This window comes from Methylobacterium mesophilicum (genome assembly GCF_022179445.1).
Classification (GTDB): Bacteria; Pseudomonadota; Alphaproteobacteria; order Rhizobiales; family Beijerinckiaceae; genus Methylobacterium; species Methylobacterium mesophilicum.
Window position 1 is genome coordinate 33,634 of sequence record NZ_BPQU01000034.1, and the last position, 17,367, is coordinate 51,000.

The 17,367-nt window shown below is 70.5% G+C and carries 15 protein-coding genes; 8 read left to right on the plus strand and 7 right to left on the minus strand.

What is annotated here, in order from left to right; all coding sequences use genetic code 11:
- Positions 1-35: 35 nt before the first annotated feature.
- Positions 36-2,717 (minus strand): ligase-associated DNA damage response DEXH box helicase, encoded by a 2,682-nt coding sequence (locus tag MFF40_RS23885; protein ID WP_238262508.1) that lies wholly within the window; start codon positions 2,715-2,717, stop codon positions 36-38.
- Positions 2,714-3,670: an alpha/beta hydrolase gene (locus tag MFF40_RS23890; protein WP_147853820.1), complete on the minus strand. Its 957-nt coding sequence runs from the start codon at positions 3,668-3,670 to the stop codon at positions 2,714-2,716. Before MFF40_RS23890 ends, MFF40_RS23885 begins: the two co-directional genes overlap by 4 nt.
- Before the next feature lie 201 nt (positions 3,671-3,871).
- On the opposite strand from MFF40_RS23890, the gene MFF40_RS23895 reads away from it, so the two are divergent.
- Positions 3,872-4,216 (plus strand): DUF6460 domain-containing protein, encoded by a 345-nt coding sequence (locus MFF40_RS23895; RefSeq protein WP_238262496.1) that lies wholly within the window; start codon positions 3,872-3,874, stop codon positions 4,214-4,216.
- Between the two features lie 38 nt (positions 4,217-4,254).
- The gene (locus MFF40_RS23900; protein ID WP_147853818.1) at positions 4,255-5,631 is read left to right on the plus strand and encodes an MATE family efflux transporter; all 1,377 of its coding nucleotides are present in this window, start codon (positions 4,255-4,257) and stop codon (positions 5,629-5,631) included.
- A 76-nt stretch (positions 5,632-5,707) separates the two neighbouring features.
- Here MFF40_RS23900 and MFF40_RS23905 read toward each other — a convergent pair whose 3' ends face one another.
- Positions 5,708-6,046, minus strand: coding sequence for a YMGG-like glycine zipper-containing protein (locus MFF40_RS23905; RefSeq protein ID WP_147906628.1), 339 nt, complete (start codon positions 6,044-6,046; stop codon positions 5,708-5,710).
- A gap of 216 nt (positions 6,047-6,262) precedes the next feature.
- Between MFF40_RS23905 and MFF40_RS23910 the strand changes: the two genes are divergently transcribed.
- The 6 genes from MFF40_RS23910 (at position 6,263) to MFF40_RS23935 (ending at position 12,315) form a co-directional block, all read left to right on the plus strand.
- Entirely contained in the window at positions 6,263-7,156 is an 894-nt protein-coding gene (locus MFF40_RS23910) for an HpcH/HpaI aldolase/citrate lyase family protein (protein WP_147857343.1), read from the plus strand.
- Between the two features lie 741 nt (positions 7,157-7,897).
- Positions 7,898-8,755: a MipA/OmpV family protein gene (locus MFF40_RS23915; RefSeq protein WP_238262498.1), complete on the plus strand. Its 858-nt coding sequence runs from the start codon at positions 7,898-7,900 to the stop codon at positions 8,753-8,755.
- Positions 8,756-8,958: 203 nt separating this feature from the next.
- Positions 8,959-10,128: an SDR family oxidoreductase gene (locus MFF40_RS23920; RefSeq protein WP_238262500.1), complete on the plus strand. Its 1,170-nt coding sequence runs from the start codon at positions 8,959-8,961 to the stop codon at positions 10,126-10,128.
- Positions 10,129-10,880: 752 nt separating this feature from the next.
- Complete coding sequence (locus MFF40_RS23925) at positions 10,881-11,294, plus strand: VOC family protein (RefSeq protein WP_147856428.1); 414 nt, start codon at positions 10,881-10,883, stop codon at positions 11,292-11,294.
- Positions 11,295-11,326: 32 nt separating this feature from the next.
- Entirely contained in the window at positions 11,327-11,791 is a 465-nt protein-coding gene (locus MFF40_RS23930; RefSeq protein WP_147856429.1) for an SRPBCC family protein, read from the plus strand.
- Between the two features lie 41 nt (positions 11,792-11,832).
- Entirely contained in the window at positions 11,833-12,315 is a 483-nt protein-coding gene (locus MFF40_RS23935) for a VOC family protein (RefSeq protein ID WP_238262502.1), read from the plus strand.
- An 8-nt stretch (positions 12,316-12,323) separates the two neighbouring features.
- On the opposite strand, the gene MFF40_RS23940 is transcribed toward MFF40_RS23935, so the two are convergent.
- The 4 genes from MFF40_RS23940 to MFF40_RS23955 all read right to left on the minus strand — a co-directional run bounded on the left by MFF40_RS23940 (position 12,324) and on the right by MFF40_RS23955 (position 17,011).
- A complete protein-coding gene (locus tag MFF40_RS23940) occupies positions 12,324-12,602 on the minus strand; it encodes a hypothetical protein (RefSeq protein WP_147896500.1) in 279 nt (92 codons plus the stop codon).
- Positions 12,599-14,896 (minus strand): FdhF/YdeP family oxidoreductase, encoded by a 2,298-nt coding sequence (locus MFF40_RS23945; protein WP_238262504.1) that lies wholly within the window; start codon positions 14,894-14,896, stop codon positions 12,599-12,601. The genes MFF40_RS23940 and MFF40_RS23945 overlap by 4 nt, the downstream gene beginning before the upstream one ends.
- A 691-nt stretch (positions 14,897-15,587) precedes the next feature.
- Entirely contained in the window at positions 15,588-16,664 is a 1,077-nt protein-coding gene (locus MFF40_RS23950) for a quinone-dependent dihydroorotate dehydrogenase (protein WP_147896499.1), read from the minus strand.
- A complete protein-coding gene (locus tag MFF40_RS23955; RefSeq protein WP_147856976.1) occupies positions 16,661-17,011 on the minus strand; it encodes a DUF952 domain-containing protein in 351 nt (116 codons plus the stop codon). The genes MFF40_RS23950 and MFF40_RS23955 overlap by 4 nt, the downstream gene beginning before the upstream one ends.
- Positions 17,012-17,367: the final 356 nt, after the last annotated feature.

The following is a 17,367-nucleotide window of genomic DNA, read 5'->3' on the forward strand; positions in this document are numbered from 1 at the left end:
ATCCTCGGGCTCGATGGGGGAGGGCGGATCGACGGTCAGGACAGGGCTTCCTGAAGAAGCTCCGCCTCGGCCTCGGCCAGGATCTCGTCGGCCCCCTCACCGTAGACCCGTTCGCGCCCGATCTCGAGCATGACGGATACGGAGAGCGGCGAGACCCGATCGAGAGCCTTGTGAATGATTCGCCCCTGGATGCGCTCTAGCATCATGCCGAGGCGCCTCACGTCGAGGAGTCCGGTTGCCGCATCCTGTCGCGCCGCGCGCAGCAGGAGGTGGTCGGGCTGGTGCTTGCGCAGCACGTCGTAGATCAGATCCGTCGAGATCGTGACCTGACGGCCGGACTTCTTCAGGCCGGGGTGATGGCGTTCGATCAGGCCGGCGATCACCGCGCATTGCCGGAACGTACGCTTCATCATCGCCGATTCATCGAGCCACGCCTCCAGGTCGTCGCCCAGCATGTCGACCGCGAACAGGTCGCCGATGAAGTCGGAGTCCAGCGCAGCGCGCTCCGAAACATCGCGGGTCGTCCAGATCGCGATGCCGTAATCGTTGGCCGCGAACCCGAGCGGGCGCAGGCCGTCACGCTCCATCCGCCGGGTCAGCAGCATGCCGAGGGTCTGATGTGCCAGCCGTCCCTCGAACGGGAAGGCCGTCAGGTAGTGGCGCTTCCCCCGTGGGAAGGTCTCCACCAGCAGGTCGCGCTCGCCCGGCAGGACCGAGCGGCGGCGCTGCTGCTGGAGGTAGTCACCGATCTGCTTCGGCAGGCGATCCCAGGCGAACGGGTCGGCGATGATCGCCCGGACCCGCTCGGCCAGGAAGGTCGAGAGCGGGAATTTCGCGCCGGCATAAGAGGGGATCGCAGGATCGGTCCCGAGCGGCGCGCGGGTCACCAGGGCCTCGTCCTCGGCGAGTCCCTCGAAGCGCAGGGTCTCGCCGGCGAACAGGAAGGTGTCGCCGATCGTGAGCGTGTCGGCGAACTCGTCCTCGATCTCGCCGAGCACCCGGCCGCCCTTCGGCAGGACCGTGCCGGGCTTGCCGCGCAGGGTCCGGCCGAGCCGCACCCGGACCCGCGCCGCCTCGACGATCGTGCCCACATTCATCCGGTACGCCTGCGCCGTCCGGGCATCGCGCACGCGCCAGAGGCCGTCGGGCCCGCGCAGGATCTTGGCGAAGCGCTCGTAGGCACGCAGGGCATAGCCGCCGGTCGCGACGTAATCGACGACCTGCTCGAAAGATTCCCAGGTCAGGCCGGCATAGGGTGCTGCGGAGACGATCTCGTCGTAGAGGCCGACCGGGTCGAAGGCGTCCGCGCAGGCCATGCCGAGCACGTGCTGGGCGAGCACGTCGAGGGCGCCGAGCCGCGCGTCGGGGGTATCCTGCGCGGCCGCCTCGACGGCGTCGAGGGCCGCCTGGCACTCCAGCATCTCGAAGCGGTTGCCGGGGACGAGATAGGCCTTCGAGGGCTCGTCCATCCGGTGGTTGGCCCGGCCGATCCGCTGCATGATCCGGCTCGCGCCCTTGGGCGCCCCGACATTGACCACGAGATCGACGTCGCCCCAGTCGATGCCGAGGTCGAGGGTTGCGGTGCAGACGATCGCCCGCAATCGTCCCTCCGCCATCGCGGCCTCGACCCGTCGCCGCTGCTGCGCGTCGAGGGATCCGTGATGGATCGCGATCGGCAGCGCGTCCTCGTTGAGGCGCCAGAGCTCTTGGAACGTGTACTCGGCCTGGAGCCGGGTGTTGACGAAGACCAGGGTCGTCCGGTGCTCTTTGATCAATTCGTAGATCGCCGGCATCGAGTGCCAGGCGGTGTGCCCCGAGATCGGCAGCGACCGCCCGAGATCGAGCAGGCGCAAGTCGGCCTTGGCGCCGCCTCGGACGGTCACGAGGTCGGCCATGGGCGGCTGTTTTTCCCCTCCCCCCTCTGCAGGGAAGGAAGGGAGAGGCGCCTGGGTCGGGCGTGTGACCTCATCGAGCGCCGACACCGCGACGCGCTTCCTCTCCCGTGCGGGAAAGGGGACCCGAGCCTCGTCCGGGGCTGTATGACTCCGACCGCCCGCAGAGGGGGGAGGGGAAAGCTCCAGCTGCGGCACCAGGTACTTCCGCAATTCGTCGGGCTCTCGGACCGTTGCGGACAGCCCGATCGCTGCCAGATCCGGGCTGAGGCGGTGCAGCCGGGCGAGGGCCAGGGAGAGCAGGTCCCCGCGTTTCGAGGTCACGAGGGCATGCAGCTCGTCGAGGATGACGCAGCGCAGGCCGGAGAAGAATTCGGCGGCGTCGCGATGGGCGATCAGAAGCGCCAGCTGCTCGGGCGTCGTCAGCAGGATGTCGGGCGGGCGGCTGATCTGGCGGGTGCGCTTGTGCGCCGGGGTATCGCCGGTGCGGGTCTCGACGCGTACCGGGAGACCCATCTGGGCGATGGGCGCGTCGAGGTTGCGGGCGATGTCGACCGCCAGCGCCTTGAGCGGCGAGACGTAGAGGGTATGCAGGCCCTTGGCGGTCTTGGGCTCCGCTTTGGGGGCTGCCCGTTCCGCCAGAGCCACGAGGCTCGGCAGGAATCCTGCGAGCGTCTTACCGGCGCCGGTCGGCGCCACCAGGAGCGCCGACCGGCCCGACCGGGCGATCCGCAGCAGGTCGAGCTGGTGCGGCCGCGGCGTCCAGCCACGCGCGGCGAACCACGCCCGGAAGGCCTCCGGCAGGATCTCGGATCGATCGCTCAGGCCAGGGCCATCAGGAAGCGGTCGATCAGTTCCAGGGCTCGCTCGCTCATCGGACTCGGGTACCGGGCGAAGACGTGGCAACCGCCGGGATAGATCGCGGTGTGGCCGCCATTGCCCGCGGCGGCCCAGCGCGCCGACATGTAGAGCGTGTCGTCGAGAAGCGGGTCAGCGGTCCCGATGGTGAACAGGGCCGGCGGCAATCCTTTCAGGTCGGCATAGATCGGCGACACGTCCGGACGCCGTCGGTCGATCCCCTCGCGGACGTAGCCGTCCGCGAACTTGGTGAGATCGAGGGTGTTCACGACGAGGCGCTCGTCGCCCCAGTTGCGCACCGACGGGGTCAGGCCGAGGTCGTAGAAGCCCGCGTTGAGGTTGGCGCCCCGGAACGCGCGCGGCTGGTTGTGCCGGTCCCGCAGGCGCAGCAGCACCATCACGGCGAGGTGCGCGCCGACCGACTCGCCACCGATCGTCAGCGCGTGGACGCCGAACTCGGCCCGGCCGGGTCCCGCGAGCCAGAGGGCGGCGGCCTCGCAATCGAGTAGCGCGGCCGGATAAGGATGCTCTGGGGCGAGGCGGTACTCCACCGACAGCACGACGAAGCCGCAGGCGTCGGCGATGCGCTCGAGCCAGGGATCCTGCTCGTCGGCCGCGCCCCAGACCCAGCCGCCCCGGTGGATGTGAAGATAGGCGCCGCGCACCTTCGTGTCGGCCTTCGGGCGGACCACGCGCAGCTTGAGCGGACCGCTGGGCCCCTCGATCGTCATCCATTCCGCCCGGGCGCTGTGCGGCATCGCCGGAGCCGCCTTGGTCCCGGCGCGGCGGCGGGCACGAACCTCCTCGATCGGGAACGACCAGGGATCAGGCAGGGCGGCGTGCGCCGCGACGATCTCGGCATTGAGCCGAAGCGTCTCGGGATCGATCGTCGCCGGGTCGAACAAGGCGTGGTCGATCATGTTGGGTCTCGTCCCGTCGGCGCTGTCCCGCGGCCATTCCCGGCATCTTGGCGGGACGGCTCTCGCTTGCCATCTCGGGTCCGTGGGTGAAACCCGCTAACGTCCGATCCGGGATCCGGTTTCGACGCGGTGTTGTGTGCCGGCCACGGTTCCGCCCGTTTCGTCGCCGATCCGGACCCTTCCTGGCTTCATGAGGACGCGATGCTCGTCGATCACGACCGGCGCCGGCAAGGCGCTCCGCCGCCGAACGCCGCCTACGGGTCTGAGACATACCAGCGGCGGCCCTCCGCGCTGCACCGATTCCTTGGCGGCTCGCCCGCCGGCGTCTTCCTGCGCCTGCTGTTCCTTTCGGTCCTGGTCGGCGCCTCCATGGCGATGCTCGGCCTGACGCCGGGCCGGCTATTCTGGCACGCCTACGACTCGGCCCGGGCGCTCCTCGAGATCGGCCTCGCCTCGCTGCACGATTTCGGCGGCTGGATCGTCGCGGGCGCCGTGGTCGTCATCCCGCTCTGGCTGTTGTCGCGGCTGTTCGCGACCTCGCGCTGATCGGGACGCGCATCGTCCGGCTCGGCTAAGGTCGCGGCATGACGCATCCGCCCGCCGCCCCGGTCCTGCCGACGCACCGCAGCGTATTGGCGTTGGCGCTGCCGATGACGCTCGCCAACGTCACGACGCCGATGCTCGGCTTCGTCGGCGCGGCGGTGATCGGCCGGCTCGGCGATGCGGCCCTGCTCGGCGCGGTTGCGCTGGGAGCCGTCATCTTCGATGCCATCTTCTGGTCGTTCGGGTCCCTGCGCATGGCAACCGCGGGACTGACCGCGCAGGCGGTCGGGGCCCGGGAGGGCATCGAGGTCGACCGCATCCTGGCCCGAGCGCTGATGGCCGGCGCCGCGATCGGCCTGGCCCTGCTCGCGCTGCAATGGCCGATCGCCAAAGCCGCCTTCGCGGTCAGTGGCGCCAGCGAGGCGGTGACGTCGGGGCTCGCGACCTACTTCCATATCCGCATCCTGTCCGCGCCCTTCGTGCTGGCAAGTTATGGCGTGCTCGGCTCGGTGGTGGGGCGTGGGCGGACCGATCTCGGTCTGCTGCTGCAGGTGGCGATCAACCTGATCAATGTCGGGCTGACGCTCGCCTTCGTGCTGGGCCTCGGCCTGGGGCTCGCCGGCGCGGCGCTGGCGACTTTGTGCGCGGAGGCGGCCGGGCTGGGGCTCGGCCTGATCGTGCTCGCGCGGCTCGGATCGCGCCCGTTCCGGGTGCCGCTGCGCGACCTGCGGGACGCCGCCGCCCTGCGCCGGACGCTCAGCGTCAACCTCGACGTGATCCTGCGCACCCTGGCGCTGATCACCGGCATCGTGCTGTTCTCGGCGCTCGGCGCCCGCCAGGGCGACGTGGTCCTGGCGGCGAATTCCGTCCTCTGGAACCTGTTCCTGATCGGCGGCTTCTTCCTCGACGGCTTCGCTACGGCGGCGGAAACCCTGTGCGGACAAGCGGTTGGCGCCCGGGACGCCGCCGGGTTCCGGCGGGCCTCCGCGTTGAGCCTGCGCTGGTGCCTGGGCTTCGGGATCGGGGTCAGCCTGCTGGCGCTCGGTTTGGGGCCGGGCTTCATCGACTTCGTCACCACCAGCGCGCCGGTGCGCGAGACCGCCCGGGCATACCTGCCGTATGCCGCGCTGGCGCCGTTCGCCGCAACGGCGGCGTTCGCCTATGACGGGATCTATATCGGCGCCACCTGGACGCGGGCGATGCGCAACCTGATGGCGGGGGCGCTCGCGATCTACTGCGCGGCTCTGGGGCTGGTGCAGGTGTTCGGCCTGGGAAATGCCGGGCTGTGGCTGGCCTTCGTGGCGTTCCTGGGTGCCCGAGGCCTGTTCCAGGCGGTCGCGTTTCCCGGCCTGGCCCGCGACACGTTTCGCGGATCGACGCAGTTCGCGGACGGGAATCCGACGCCAGCCTCCGCGTAGTCCACGAAGCGTAAGCCGCGGCGCCCGAATCCGGGGTCGTTCTTCGAAGAATTGCTGTCCGGACGCGCGGCCCGGCTCAGCGCGGATCCTTCCAGGCCGTCGCGGCCGGCGGCGCGGCCCGGGCGACCGTCCCGGTGGTGCGCGGGATCTCGGCCTCGGCGCGGCGTTGCGGCGCCCGGCGGATGCTGCCGTAACGCCGGCCCCGGCGGAGGTGGCGGCGTCCGCGCTCGCTGGAATGGCCGACGAACCCGCCGACCACGGCGCCGGCGACAGCCCCGATCGGGCCGCCCACCAGGGCGCCGGCGACCGCACCGGAGCCGACCCCCAGGGTGGTCCGGCTCTGGGCCCGGGCCGGATCGGGCGCCCCGGCCAGGACCAGGCCGGCGAGGACGAAGACAGTCGAGAGAGCGCGCATAGGACCAGATCCCGGGATCCAAGGATTGAACCCAGGCCGCCTTTAGCCGTGAGAACATGACCAAAGCACGGCTGGATCGAACACCGCCCTTGATCGTATCAAACCGCGCGCGGACTCACCGATGGCAAGACTTCGGGCGTGGCGTATCGGACGTTCTGCTCTAGGGTGCAGTGCAACGAAGGCCGGCCGGGGAGCGGCCGCAGGAGGGAGATGCCCATGGCCACGACGACGGACCTGCGCCTGCGCCGGAGCGTGCTCTACATGCCCGGCTCGAATCAGCGGGCGCTCGACAAGGCCAAGACCCTGCCGGTGGACAGCATCATCCTCGACCTCGAGGACGCGGTCGGCCCCGAGGAGAAGGAGCTCGCCCGGGAGCAGGTCTGCGCCGCGGTGAAGAGCGGCGCATACGGGAGCCGCGAATTGGTGATCCGGGTCAACGCCCCGCAGACCCCCTGGGGCGAGGCCGACCTCCACGCCGCGATCGAGGCCAAGCCCGACGCGATCCTGATGCCGAAGGTCTCGTCCTCGGCGGTGCTGGAGAGCATCGCCGACCGGCTCGAATCCCTCGACGCCCCCGAGGGCATCGCCGTCTGGGCGATGATCGAGACCCCGGCCTCGATCCTCAACATCCAGGAGATCGCCCGGGCCAGGCGCGATCCGCGCATGCGCCTGACCTGCCTGGTGCTCGGCACCAACGATCTCGCCAAGGACACCTGGGCCAAGATCGTACCGGGCCGGGTGCCGATGCTGCCCTGGATGATGATGGCGCTCGCCGCCGCCCGGGCCGAGGGCCTGGCGATCCTCGATGGCGTCTACAACGACATCGCCGACACGGAGGGCTGCCGCGACGAGTGCCGCCAGGCCCGCGACCTCGGCTTCGACGGCAAGACCCTGATCCACCCGACCCAGCTGGAGCCGGCCAACGCCTCGTTCGCCCCCACCGACGAGGAGGTGCGAAGGGCCAAGCTGGTGATCGAGGCGTTCGAGCGCCCGGAATACGCCAAGCGCGGCGCGATCAAGCTCGAAGGCCGCCTCTACGAGCGCCAGCACCTCGGCGTGAACCGCCGGGCCGTGACCTGGGCCGAGGCGATCCGGGCGAAGGGGTTCTGAGAGCGGGCGGCCGATTCCGGTCTCGGGCCACGCCGAGATGCCGGCGGGCGCTTCCCGGGGTGGACGGCGCAACCCGCATCGGAACGGGCCCGAGCGGGCATGAGGCGCTTCCCCGCGCACTCCGGCTCGGATGCTCAAACAGCGGCCGATGACGGGCGGAACGCGCCCTCTTTCCCGTTGCAGCCACGGGCGACACCAGTTGGGATTTTGATCACTCCCCATCGTTGAAAGTTCAGTCTGATCCTTCCAGCGATGGCCGGATCGATACGGCCACGCCCCGTCGTCCCGGGGCCGCGCAGCGGAGCCCGGCATCCGGAACCGCCGACGTGCCAACGTCCTGATCGGGCAACGTTTCTCGAGCCCGGGTTCGCCTGGGGCGCCCCGGAATGGCGGCGTGGGTTATCAGCGGTGGGGTATCGATCCTCGGGACGCGGATCTTCCAACCGGTGTAGCCCGTAGCCGCAAGGGGGCGGGGAAAACGCGTCGTGCGTCCCGTGCCTATGCCCGAAGGCGTTGTGTGAAACTCCAAGCCCTGCGGCGAGAGAGGACCGGCGCCCGTGTCCCAGTTGCAGGCCGGTCCGTCGTCGCACCGGCGCTCGGCCGATCGCGGCCGGAAGACAGCAAGGCCTGCGAAACCCCGGCGGATCTTTGGTGCGCGCGTGGACGATTGACCCACCGCCGTTAACGTGGGCGTGTCATGGGAGAGGTCTTTAAGCCTAGCGTGACAGAAGGACCGCGACGGTGCCCCGCCTGCCCGTGCACGCCCGTGCACTTCCGAATCGATGGCCCCGGCGCGCCGCGCGGCCCGGCCTGTCCCTGGCGGCGGCCCTGGCCCTGTGCCCGGTCATGGCGCGCGCCGACGACCTGAGCGCGCTGTTCGATCACAACACCGTCGTCTCGGTCGGCGGATTCGCCGGTGCCGGCCCGCGCTTCCAGGGGAGCCGGGCGGCCGGGCTCTGGGGTTTGCCCTACCTGTCGTTCCGCAAGGCCGACGAGCCCCACGACTGGTGGTCCCCGGACGACGGCCTCGATGCCACGCTCGTGGGCGAGGGCCCGGTCCAGCTGGGTGCCGTCCTGGACTTCCGGGAAGGCCGGTCGCGCCGCGACGACCAGCGCCTCGCCGGCCTGCCGCGCCTGCCGGCCACGGTCGGGCTTGGCCTGTTCGGAGAGGTCTGGCCGGTCCCCGATACGTTTAGGCTGCGGGCCGAGGTCACGCAGGGCGTCCGCGCCCATGACGGGATCATCGCCAAGCTGGCGGCCGACCTGGTGGGCCGTTTCGGGCGGTTCACCCTCAGCCTGGGCCCCCGGTTCGTGGTCGGCGATGCCGCCGCCATGCATCTGGACTTCGACGTCCCGGTCGCCGCGACGCTCGTGAATCCCGTCCTGGCCCCGTACCGGGCTTCTTCTGGACCGCGTTCCGCCGGGGCGACGGCCACCGTGAGCTACGATTGGTCCGACGCGTGGCAGAGCCTCGGCTATGTCCGCTACGACAGGTTGATCGCCGCGGCGGCGGCGAGCCCGATCGTGCGCCGCGTCGGCACCGCGAACGAACTCACGGTTGCGGTCGGGGCGATCTACTCATTCCGCACGTCTCCTTGAACTTGGACAAAGACCAAAGAGCGGTCTTCTGCTTGATGACATAGATCACGCGTTCGTGAGTATCTTCCGTCAGACGATCACGGACCCGTGATGACTGTGGCTGATCGGGCACGGTCGGAAAAAGTTCATGTTTTAAGCTGCCGCCGCGGGATTGTTTCCGAAGTTTTGCGCTACTCACTCTCCCCATCGAGCGGAGAGCACCGTTGGCACGCATACTTCTGACGGGCGGGACCGGGTTGATCGGCGGCGCCGTGCTTCATCAGGCCCTCAGCCGCGACGACGACGCGAGCTGGGTCTGCCTGGTCCGGTGCACGAGCGTGGAGCAGGGGCGCCAGCGCATCGCCGCGCGCCTCGAGCGGTTCACCGACGCCTTCACGGCCCAGCGCCTGGTGCGCAAGGTCGAGATCGTCCCCGGCGACTTCACCCGGGCCGACCTCGATATGGATCCGCGGCTCGATGCCTGCACCCACGTGCTCCATCTCGCCGCCGACACCTCATGGTGGGGCGGCGAGCGCGTGTTCCGGACCAACCATGACGGCACCCTGGCGCTCGCCCGCCGGGCCCGGGCCATGCCGGGGTTGCAGCGGTTCCTGCATGTCGGAACCGCCATGATCTGCGGTGCCGACGCGCCGAGCCTGGTGGAGGAGGCGGCCTATCCCGATGCCGACGCCCGCCACATCGTCGGCTACACCGAATCGAAGGCGGCGACCGAGACGTCGCTCGCCGCGCTGTTCCCCGACCTGCCGATCGTCGTGGCGCGGCCGTCGATCGTCGTCGGCCACGCGACGCTCGGCGCCGCGCCGAGTTCGAGCATCCTCTGGGTCCTGCGCGCCGCCGACGCCCTGCGCATGCTGCCCTGCAGCCCGGAGAGCTGCGTCGACATCGTTCCGGCCGACTGGGTCGCCGAGACGCTGGTCGGCCTCCTCGCGAAGCGCGATCTCAGCCACACCCTCTATCACCTCTCCGCGGGCACCGCCGGGCGGACCCGCTGGGCCGACGTGATCGCCGCCTTCGAGGCGGCGGATCCGAGCGACGGGGTGCGTGCCTTCCAGCGCTTCGATCTTGAGCGCGACCACGCCCGGTTGCGCAAGCGCTTTGCAGAGGTGTTCGGCCTGAACGACGCGTCCAAGCGGGCGATGCTGCGTGCCACCCGCGCCTACTACGCCTTCTGCGCCCTCGACCTCACCTTCGCCAACGACAGGCTGCTCGAAGACGGGTTCGCGCAGGCTCCGTCGCTCGCCTCGTATCTGCCGGTATGCCTGGCCAATTCGGCGACGATCGTCGAGCAGTTCGCCGACGACATGGAGATGTTCGCGCCGGGCCCCGGCGCGGAGGCCGCGCATTCGGACCGGCCCCTGGCGGCGATCGCGTGAATTTCGCCGGCGATCTGGACTGACGAGACGCGACGGCGCGGAGGTGCGCTCCGGCCCTCAAGACGGCCTCGTCCCAGCCCTCTCACGGTGTTGGGATCGATCTGTACCTGACGCGTTTTGCCAATGGCATAAAGCGCTTCGGAACCGCACAGGCTGGACACGATGGCATCCGCCTATCACGCCCCCGCGTGACAGCCGAGAAGGCGGCGCGGAAGCGAGAGACGGGTCGCAGAGGACCATACGTCATCCAGGGATCCGAAGTTTCCACAGACGCTTCAGCCTCCACCCTGTCATCCCGGGGCGCCGCAGGCGAGCCCGGGATCCAGAGCCGCCGGCGGCGCAAGTCTTTGACCCGACGATGGTTCTGGATCCCGGGCTCCGCTTCGCGGCCCCGGGATGACGAAGCTGCCTTCAAAGCGGCTTCTACAAAGACCAGGGGGCGCCGAACAGGCGGGACGGTTCGATGCCGACAGCTGCTGCAAACACCTTGCAAGGGCTGGGTCTCGTCCCTTTGGGAAGCCGGGTTCCCCTTTCCCGACCCGCTTTGCGGGCCATCCTCTCCCGCACCGAGGTGAGAGTGCGCGCCTGGGTCCGTCCGTTGGTCTCATGCGGCCCGCGTTTCAAATATTCGATCCCCATTCACGCGCCGCTCGACGGATCACACACGGGATGAGACAACATTCGACCGGCCGAATCGGACCGTGTCGAACGCATGGATCCTGGGCGCGCGGCCGCGATCGGAGGCTCACGCCATGAGCAGCGCGAATCCAGACATCCCGGCCCCGGTGAAGGGCGGGCTCGTGGCCTACCTGACCGTGGACGGCGCCTTGAGAGCGGCCGAGTTCTACGGGCGCGCCTTCGGGGCCGAAATCGTCACCGCGATGCCGGCGGACGACCAGGGCCGGACCATGCACGTGCACCTCCACGTCAACGGGTCGTCGCTGATGCTGAGCGACGCCTTCCCGGAGCATGGCCACCCGCTGCAGGCGCCGCAGGCGTTTTCCCTCATGCTGATGGTCGAGGATATCGACGCGCGCTACGCCGAGGCCGTCGCGGCGGGCGCGACCGCCTTGATGCCGCCGGCCGACATGTTCTGGGGCGACCGCTACGGCCAGTTGCGCGATCCGTTCGGGATCGTCTGGGCCATGAACCAGCGCAAGGGCTGACCGCCCCACGACCGCCGCCAGCGAGCACGACCATGACCGAACCGAACGGGCGCGACCTCGTCCTCACGCGCAGCATCGCCGCATCCCCGGCTTCGCTCTACCGGGCCTGGACCGAGCCGGATCTCCTGAAGCGCTGGTTCGCACCCGCGCCCTTCACGGTCTCGGAGGCCGAGACCGACCTTCGCCCCGGGGGCGCCACCCGGATCGTCATGCGCGCGCCCGACGGCACGGAATTCCCGAGCGTAGGCGTCTATCTCGAACTGGTCGAGAATGCCCGCATCGTGTTCACGGACGCCTATGTACGGGCCTGGGAACCCGCGCCGAAGCCGTTCTTCACCGGCCTCATCACCTTCGAGTCCGAGGGCGGGGGAACCCGCTACACCGCGCGGGCCCGGCACTGGTCGGCCGAGGATTGCGCGGCCCACGAGGCCATGGGCTTCCACGAGGGCTGGGGGCGCTGCGCCGATCAACTCGCCGAACTCGCGGCCGGGTTGTAGGCCGCGCGACGGGTCCAATCTCTCGGGACGGAGGTCTCGTCATGGCGAAGACGGTCAGCACCTGCCTGTGGTTCGCGGACGACGCGGAGGCGGCCGCGCGGTTCTACGTGTCGCTGGTGCCCGGCTCGAGCCTCGGGCCGATCCTGCGGGCGCCCGGACCCTGGCCCGGCGGCGCGCCGGGCGCCGCGATCCTGGTGGCGTTCACCCTGGGCGGCCAGAGCTTCCAGGCGCTCAACGGCGGCGTCCCGGCGCAGTACGGCACCGCCGCGTCGATTGCGGTGTCCTGCGCGGATCAGGCGGACGTCGACCGGCTGTGGGACGCCCTCACCGGGGAGGGCGGGGCGGAGATCCAGTGCGGCTGGCTGCGCGACCGCTGGGGCGTGCCCTGGCAGATCGTCCCGGAGGCCCTGCCGCGGCTGCTCGCCGACCCTAATCCCGCGGTGGCGGCCCGGGTGTTCGCTGCCATGCAGACCATGGTGAAGCTCGACGTCGCGGCCCTGGAGGCGGCCGCCGCCACGCCTTGAAAGAGGGCCTAGGCGGCCGCCCCGTAGCGCGTGCGCTGGGTGCGCGCATCCCGGGCGGTCACCGCGACGTGGCCCGCCTCCTCCAGCCCCGAGAGGGCGCGCAGCACCAGGGCGTGCTCCACCGCGAAGGTGCGGGCGAAGGCGCGGCTGTCGCCGGGCAGGCCGAGGGAAAGGGCCGCGAGCAGCCCGGCCTCCAGCGGCATCATCCCGGGATGGGCCGCCGTCACGCGGTCGAGGGCGGCGACGAACGCCGCCTCGTCCGGGGGAGGGTCCGCGGGCCCGCTCACGCCGCCGCGCGGGCCTGCAGGGTCACCAGCACCGACTTCGAGGTCGGCGTGTCGCTCTTCTCACCGAAGGTCGAGAGCGGCACCAGCACGTTCAGCTCCGGGTAGTAGCCGGCCACCGCGCCCCGGGGCATGTCGAACGGGACGAGGCGGAAATCCTCGGCCCGCCGGGTCACGCCGTCGGCATGGAGGCCGACGATGTCGACGCGCTCGCCGATCCGATCGCGGATCTCGGCGAGGTCGTCCGGGTGGGCGAACAGCACCTTCCGTTCGCCGTAGACGCCGCGATAGCGGTCATCGAGGCCGTAGATCGTGGTGTTGTACTGGTCGTGGCTGCGGAAGGTCTGGAGCACGAAGGTGTTCTGGCCCTTGCGCGCGACCTGATGCTCGGTCTCGGCCGGCAGGGCGTCGGCGGAGAAGTTGGCCCGGCCCGTGGCGGTCTCGAACACCCGCTCGGCGGCGAGGTTGCGCAGCATGAAGCCGCGCGGCTTGCGCACCCGTGTGTTGTACTCCGTAAAACCCGGGATCGTCGCGGCGATCGCCTCACGGATCCGGTCGTAATCGGCCGCGAGCCCGGCCCAGTCGATCGCGGCCGAGCCGACGGTGGCCTGGGCCATGCCGGCGATGATCGCGATCTCGGAGCGCAGCTCCTTGGAGGCCGGCTTGTTGATGCCGCCCGAGCCGTGGACCATGCTCATCGAATCCTCGACGGTCACGATCTGGGTCTTGCCGGCCGCGTTCCGGTCGATCTCGGTGCGGCCCATGCAGGGCAGCAGGTAGCCGATGGCGCCCGGCACCAGGTGGGCGTGGTTGAGCTTGGTCGCGATGTGGACGGTGAGGCGGCAGGAGGCGAGCGCCTGCGCCACCACCGGGGTATCGGGCGTCGCGCGCAAAAAATTGCCGCCGAGCCCGATGAAGGCCTTCGCCGTGCCGTCGCGCATCGCCCGGATCGCCGCCAGGACGTTGTGGCCGTGCCGGCGGGGCATGGCGAGGCCGAAATGCCGCTCCAGCGATTCGAGGAAGGCCACCGAAGGGCGCTCGTTGATCCCGACCGTGCGGTCGCCCTGCACGTTGGAATGGCCGCGCACCGGGCACAGGCCGGCGCCGGGCCGGCCGATATTGCCGCGCAGGAACAGCAGGTTGGCGATCTCCCGCACGGTCGCCACCGAGTGGCGGTGCTGGGTCACGCCCATGGCCCAGGTGGCGATCACCCGCTGCGCGCCGAGATAGACATCCGCCATGGCGGAGATGTCCTCGTAGGTCAGGCCCGACTGGTCGAGGATCGCGTCCCAGGCGGTGGCCTCCACGGCGGCCCGGTAGGCGTCGAGCCCTGCGGTGTGGTGCTCCAGGAAGGCCCGGTCGAGCAGCGACGGCCGCCCGGCCGCGAGGGCCTCGGCGTCGCGGGCGAACACGATCTTGGCGATGCCCCGGAAGGCCGCCATGTCGCCGCCGGAACGAGGCTGGAGGTAGTGGCTGGCGATCGGCTGGCTGGAGCCGCGCAGCATTTCCACGGTGTTCTGCGGGTCAGCGAAGCGCTCCAGCCCGCGCTCGCGCACGGGGTTCAGCACCACGACCTGGGCGCCGCGCTCGGCCGCCCGGCGCAGGTCGCCGAGCATGCGCGGATGGTTGGTCCCGGGATTCTGGCCGACGCAGAAGATCGCGTCCGCCTTCTCGAAATCCTCCAGCAGCACCGTGCCCTTGCCGATGCCGATGGCGTCGATCAGGGCGACGCCGCTGGCCTCGTGGCACATGTTCGAGCAGTCGGGAAAGTTGTTGGTCCCGTAGGACCGGGCGAACAGCTGGTAGAGGTAGGCGGCCTCGTTGGAGGCGCGGCCCGAGGTGTAGAATTCGGCCTGGTCGGGGTTGTCGAGGCCGCGCAAAGTCGCGCCGATCTCGGCGAAGGCCTCGTCCCAGCTCACCGGCAAGTAGCGGTCGCTCGCCGCGTCGTAGCGCATCGGGTGGGTGAGGCGGCCTTCGCCCTCCAGGGCGTAGTCGCTCCAGCCGCGCAGTTCGGTGAGCGTGTGGCGGGCGAAGAAGGAGGGCGGGGTGCGCTTGTCGGTGGCCTCCCAGGAGACTGCCTTCACGCCGTTCTCGCAGAACTCGAACGACGAGCCGTGCTCCGGGTCGCCCCAGGCGCAGCCCGGGCAATCGAACCCGTCGGGCTGGTTCGCCTTCAGCAGCGCACGCGCCCCCGTCAGCGGAGCGCGCGAGCCGAACAGGTGCTTGCCGCAACTCTTCAGAGCGCCCCAGCCGCCGGCGGCGGATGAGCGCTTGGGAGCCCCGTCAGGCTGGGCCATGGATTGTCCTGGATGTTCTTGTGAAAACGAGCTGAGCTCGCCAATTCGCAACCGCGAGATAAGCGGCTTGGGATACCGGTCACAATGGCGTGCCGGCGCAGGCCCCTCATGCACGGGACACAGGCTAAGTCACCGCTTGGCAAAGCCTTTCTAAACTGGCGGGTGCGACGCTCGGCAGCGGTCGGACCGGGCCGCCGACGGTTCGGTTCCGAACCCATCTTGCGCGCGCAGCCTGAGGAACCAAGCGCCGCGCGCGAGCCCCTTCAAGGTGTCTGCGCTTGTCGGTCCGCGAGGAGATCTGCCAAGAGGATCAAGCGTTCCGGGCCGCACAGGCCAGGTCCGGCGGGGCGCGCAATCACACAGTGGGCCATAGCCGAGACGGCGGCAAGCCGGAGACGGGTCGCAGAGGGATATCCGCCCTCCACGCATCCCAGGTTTCTGCGGACGCCTTTATGCCTCCGCCCCGTCATCCCGGGGCGCCGCAGGCGAGCCCGGGATGATGGGGCTGTTTCTGGAACCGCCTCGGCAAGGAACGAGGCGCATCGGCCCAACGGGACGGTCAGATGCCGACGGCTTCCGGCAGACACCTCGAAAGCGCGGCCTGTGCGAACCCTGAAGGCCTCCTGCGGGGCGCTTCGCTACGCCACCTCGACATGAGGTCGAGACTGGGAAGCGCCTTGACGAACGTCCCTCACGCCGCGCGGGCCAGCGCCTCCGCGCCCCGGCCGACGACCTGGCTGAGCGCGGCGACGCCCTCCGCCGCCATCCGCTTCACGAGGCCGGCCTTGATGCGATCCACCAGCCCCGGCCCGTCATAGATTAACGCCGAATAGAGCTGGACCAGGGTCGCCCCGGCCTCGATCTTGATCCAGGCGGCCTCGGCGGAATCGACGCCGCCGACGCCGATCAGGGGGAGCGTGTCGCCGACGCGGAGGCGGGTCTGGGCCAGCATCCGGGTCGCCGGGCCGAACAGCGGCCGGCCGGAGAGGCCGCCGGTCTCGCGGGCAAGGCTTTTCTCCCGCAGGCTCTCGGGCCGCGCCACCGTGGTGTTCGAGACGACCAAAGCCTGGACCCCGCGCTTCAGCGCCGTGGCGCAGATCGCGTCGAGGGCATCCAGCGCGAGGTCGGGGGCGATCTTCAGGAGTACCGCCGCCTTGGCGCCGGCCGCGTCCCGCGCTTCAACGGTGCGGGCGAGCAGTTCGTCCAAAAAAGCCTCGCCCTGCAGGTCGCGCAGGCCCGGCGTGTTGGGCGAGGAGACGTTGACCGTGACGAAATCGACGAGCGGAGCGAGGCTCTCGGTACAGGCGACGTAGTCGGCCAGCCGGTCGGTGGAGTCCTTGTTGGCCCCGATATTCACCCCGACGAGGCCCGGCCGGCCGGCCCGGGCCCGGAGCCGCCCCGCCACCGTCGCCAGACCTTCGCTGTTCAGGCCGTAGCGGTTGATCACCGCCCGGTCCGCCGCGAGGCGGAACGCCCGTGGCCTCGGGTTGCCGGGCTGCGGCCGCGGCACCACGCCGCCGACCTCCACGAAACCGAAGCCGAGGCCGAGCATCGCGTCCGGCACCCGGGCGCCCTTGTCGAAGCCAGCCGCGAGGCCGACCGGATTGGGGAAGCGGCGCCCGAGCAGGTCGACGGCTAGCCGCGGGTCGTCGGCGGCGGGCTTGACCGGGGGCAGCAGCGCCAGGGCACGCAGGGTCAGGTCGTGGGCGCTCTCGGCATCGAGGCGATGCAGCAGCGGGCGGACCAGCGGGAAGGCGGCGGCGATCATGCGCGCGGGATGCCTGCCGGCAGGACATGCCGCCCATCCGGGCCGAGGGGCAGGTCCTCCATCGACACCACCGCGGCGAGCGGCAGGTCGCCGTAGAGGTGCGGAAACAGCGCGCCGCCGCGCGACGGCTCGTAGACCAGGGCCGCGCCCAGAGTCTCGGCGTCCACGGCGATCAGCAGCAGGTCGGCCTGGCCGGCGAAGTGGCGGTCCGCCGTCTCGGCGGTCTGCTCGGCGGTGGAGAAGTGGATGAAGCCGTCCGCCCGGTCGACCGGCGCCCCGGTGAACCGGCCCGCCGCCTCGGCCTCGCGCCAGAGCGCACGCGGACAGATCTTGTAGATGAGCGCCATCGGCATTCCCTGGAAAGCGCAGCGTCCATAGCCCATCGCTCCGGGGACCGGAACCAGCGCGGTTGGATTGTGCCGGCCGACGCATGCGTCACAGGCTATCCCGCGAGCGCCTCCGAGGCATTGCAGAGGCAGCGCTCACGACAACTCCGTCATCCCGGGGCCGCGGAGCGGAGCCCGGGATGACGGGGTGGATCCTGGATACGGCCTTGGACATCCGGAAGCCGCGGCAGGCCTGTCTCCGGACGACCCGCCCACCAGCGACCGCGCCGCCGGCCGGCAACAACCGGAAACCAGATCGATTCCAGGGCGATCGCTTGAAGGGGATCAGGCGGTCTGAGTGACGATGGCTCTGAGGT

Bases quoted from the DNA above. Each gene is read 5' to 3' on its own strand.
- MFF40_RS23895 (WP_238262496.1), top strand. From the start codon at position 3,872: ATGCTCGTCGATCACGACCGGCGCCGGCAAGGCGCTCCGCCGCCGAAC.
- MFF40_RS23910 (WP_147857343.1), top strand. From the start codon at position 6,263: ATGGCCACGACGACGGACCTGCGCCTGCGCCGGAGCGTGCTCTACATG.
- MFF40_RS23950 (WP_147896499.1), bottom strand. From the start codon at position 16,664: ATGATCGCCGCCGCCTTCCCGCTGGTCCGCCCGCTGCTGCATCGCCTC.
- MFF40_RS23905 (WP_147906628.1), bottom strand. From the start codon at position 6,046: ATGCGCGCTCTCTCGACTGTCTTCGTCCTCGCCGGCCTGGTCCTGGCC.
- MFF40_RS23925 (WP_147856428.1), top strand. From the start codon at position 10,881: ATGAGCAGCGCGAATCCAGACATCCCGGCCCCGGTGAAGGGCGGGCTC.
- MFF40_RS23945 (WP_238262504.1), bottom strand. From the start codon at position 14,896: ATGGCCCAGCCTGACGGGGCTCCCAAGCGCTCATCCGCCGCCGGCGGC.
- MFF40_RS23900 (WP_147853818.1), top strand. From the start codon at position 4,255: ATGACGCATCCGCCCGCCGCCCCGGTCCTGCCGACGCACCGCAGCGTA.
- MFF40_RS23955 (WP_147856976.1), bottom strand. From the start codon at position 17,011: ATGGCGCTCATCTACAAGATCTGTCCGCGTGCGCTCTGGCGCGAGGCC.
- MFF40_RS23930 (WP_147856429.1), top strand. From the start codon at position 11,327: ATGACCGAACCGAACGGGCGCGACCTCGTCCTCACGCGCAGCATCGCC.
- MFF40_RS23890 (WP_147853820.1), bottom strand. From the start codon at position 3,670: ATGATCGACCACGCCTTGTTCGACCCGGCGACGATCGATCCCGAGACG.
- MFF40_RS23935 (WP_238262502.1), top strand. From the start codon at position 11,833: ATGGCGAAGACGGTCAGCACCTGCCTGTGGTTCGCGGACGACGCGGAG.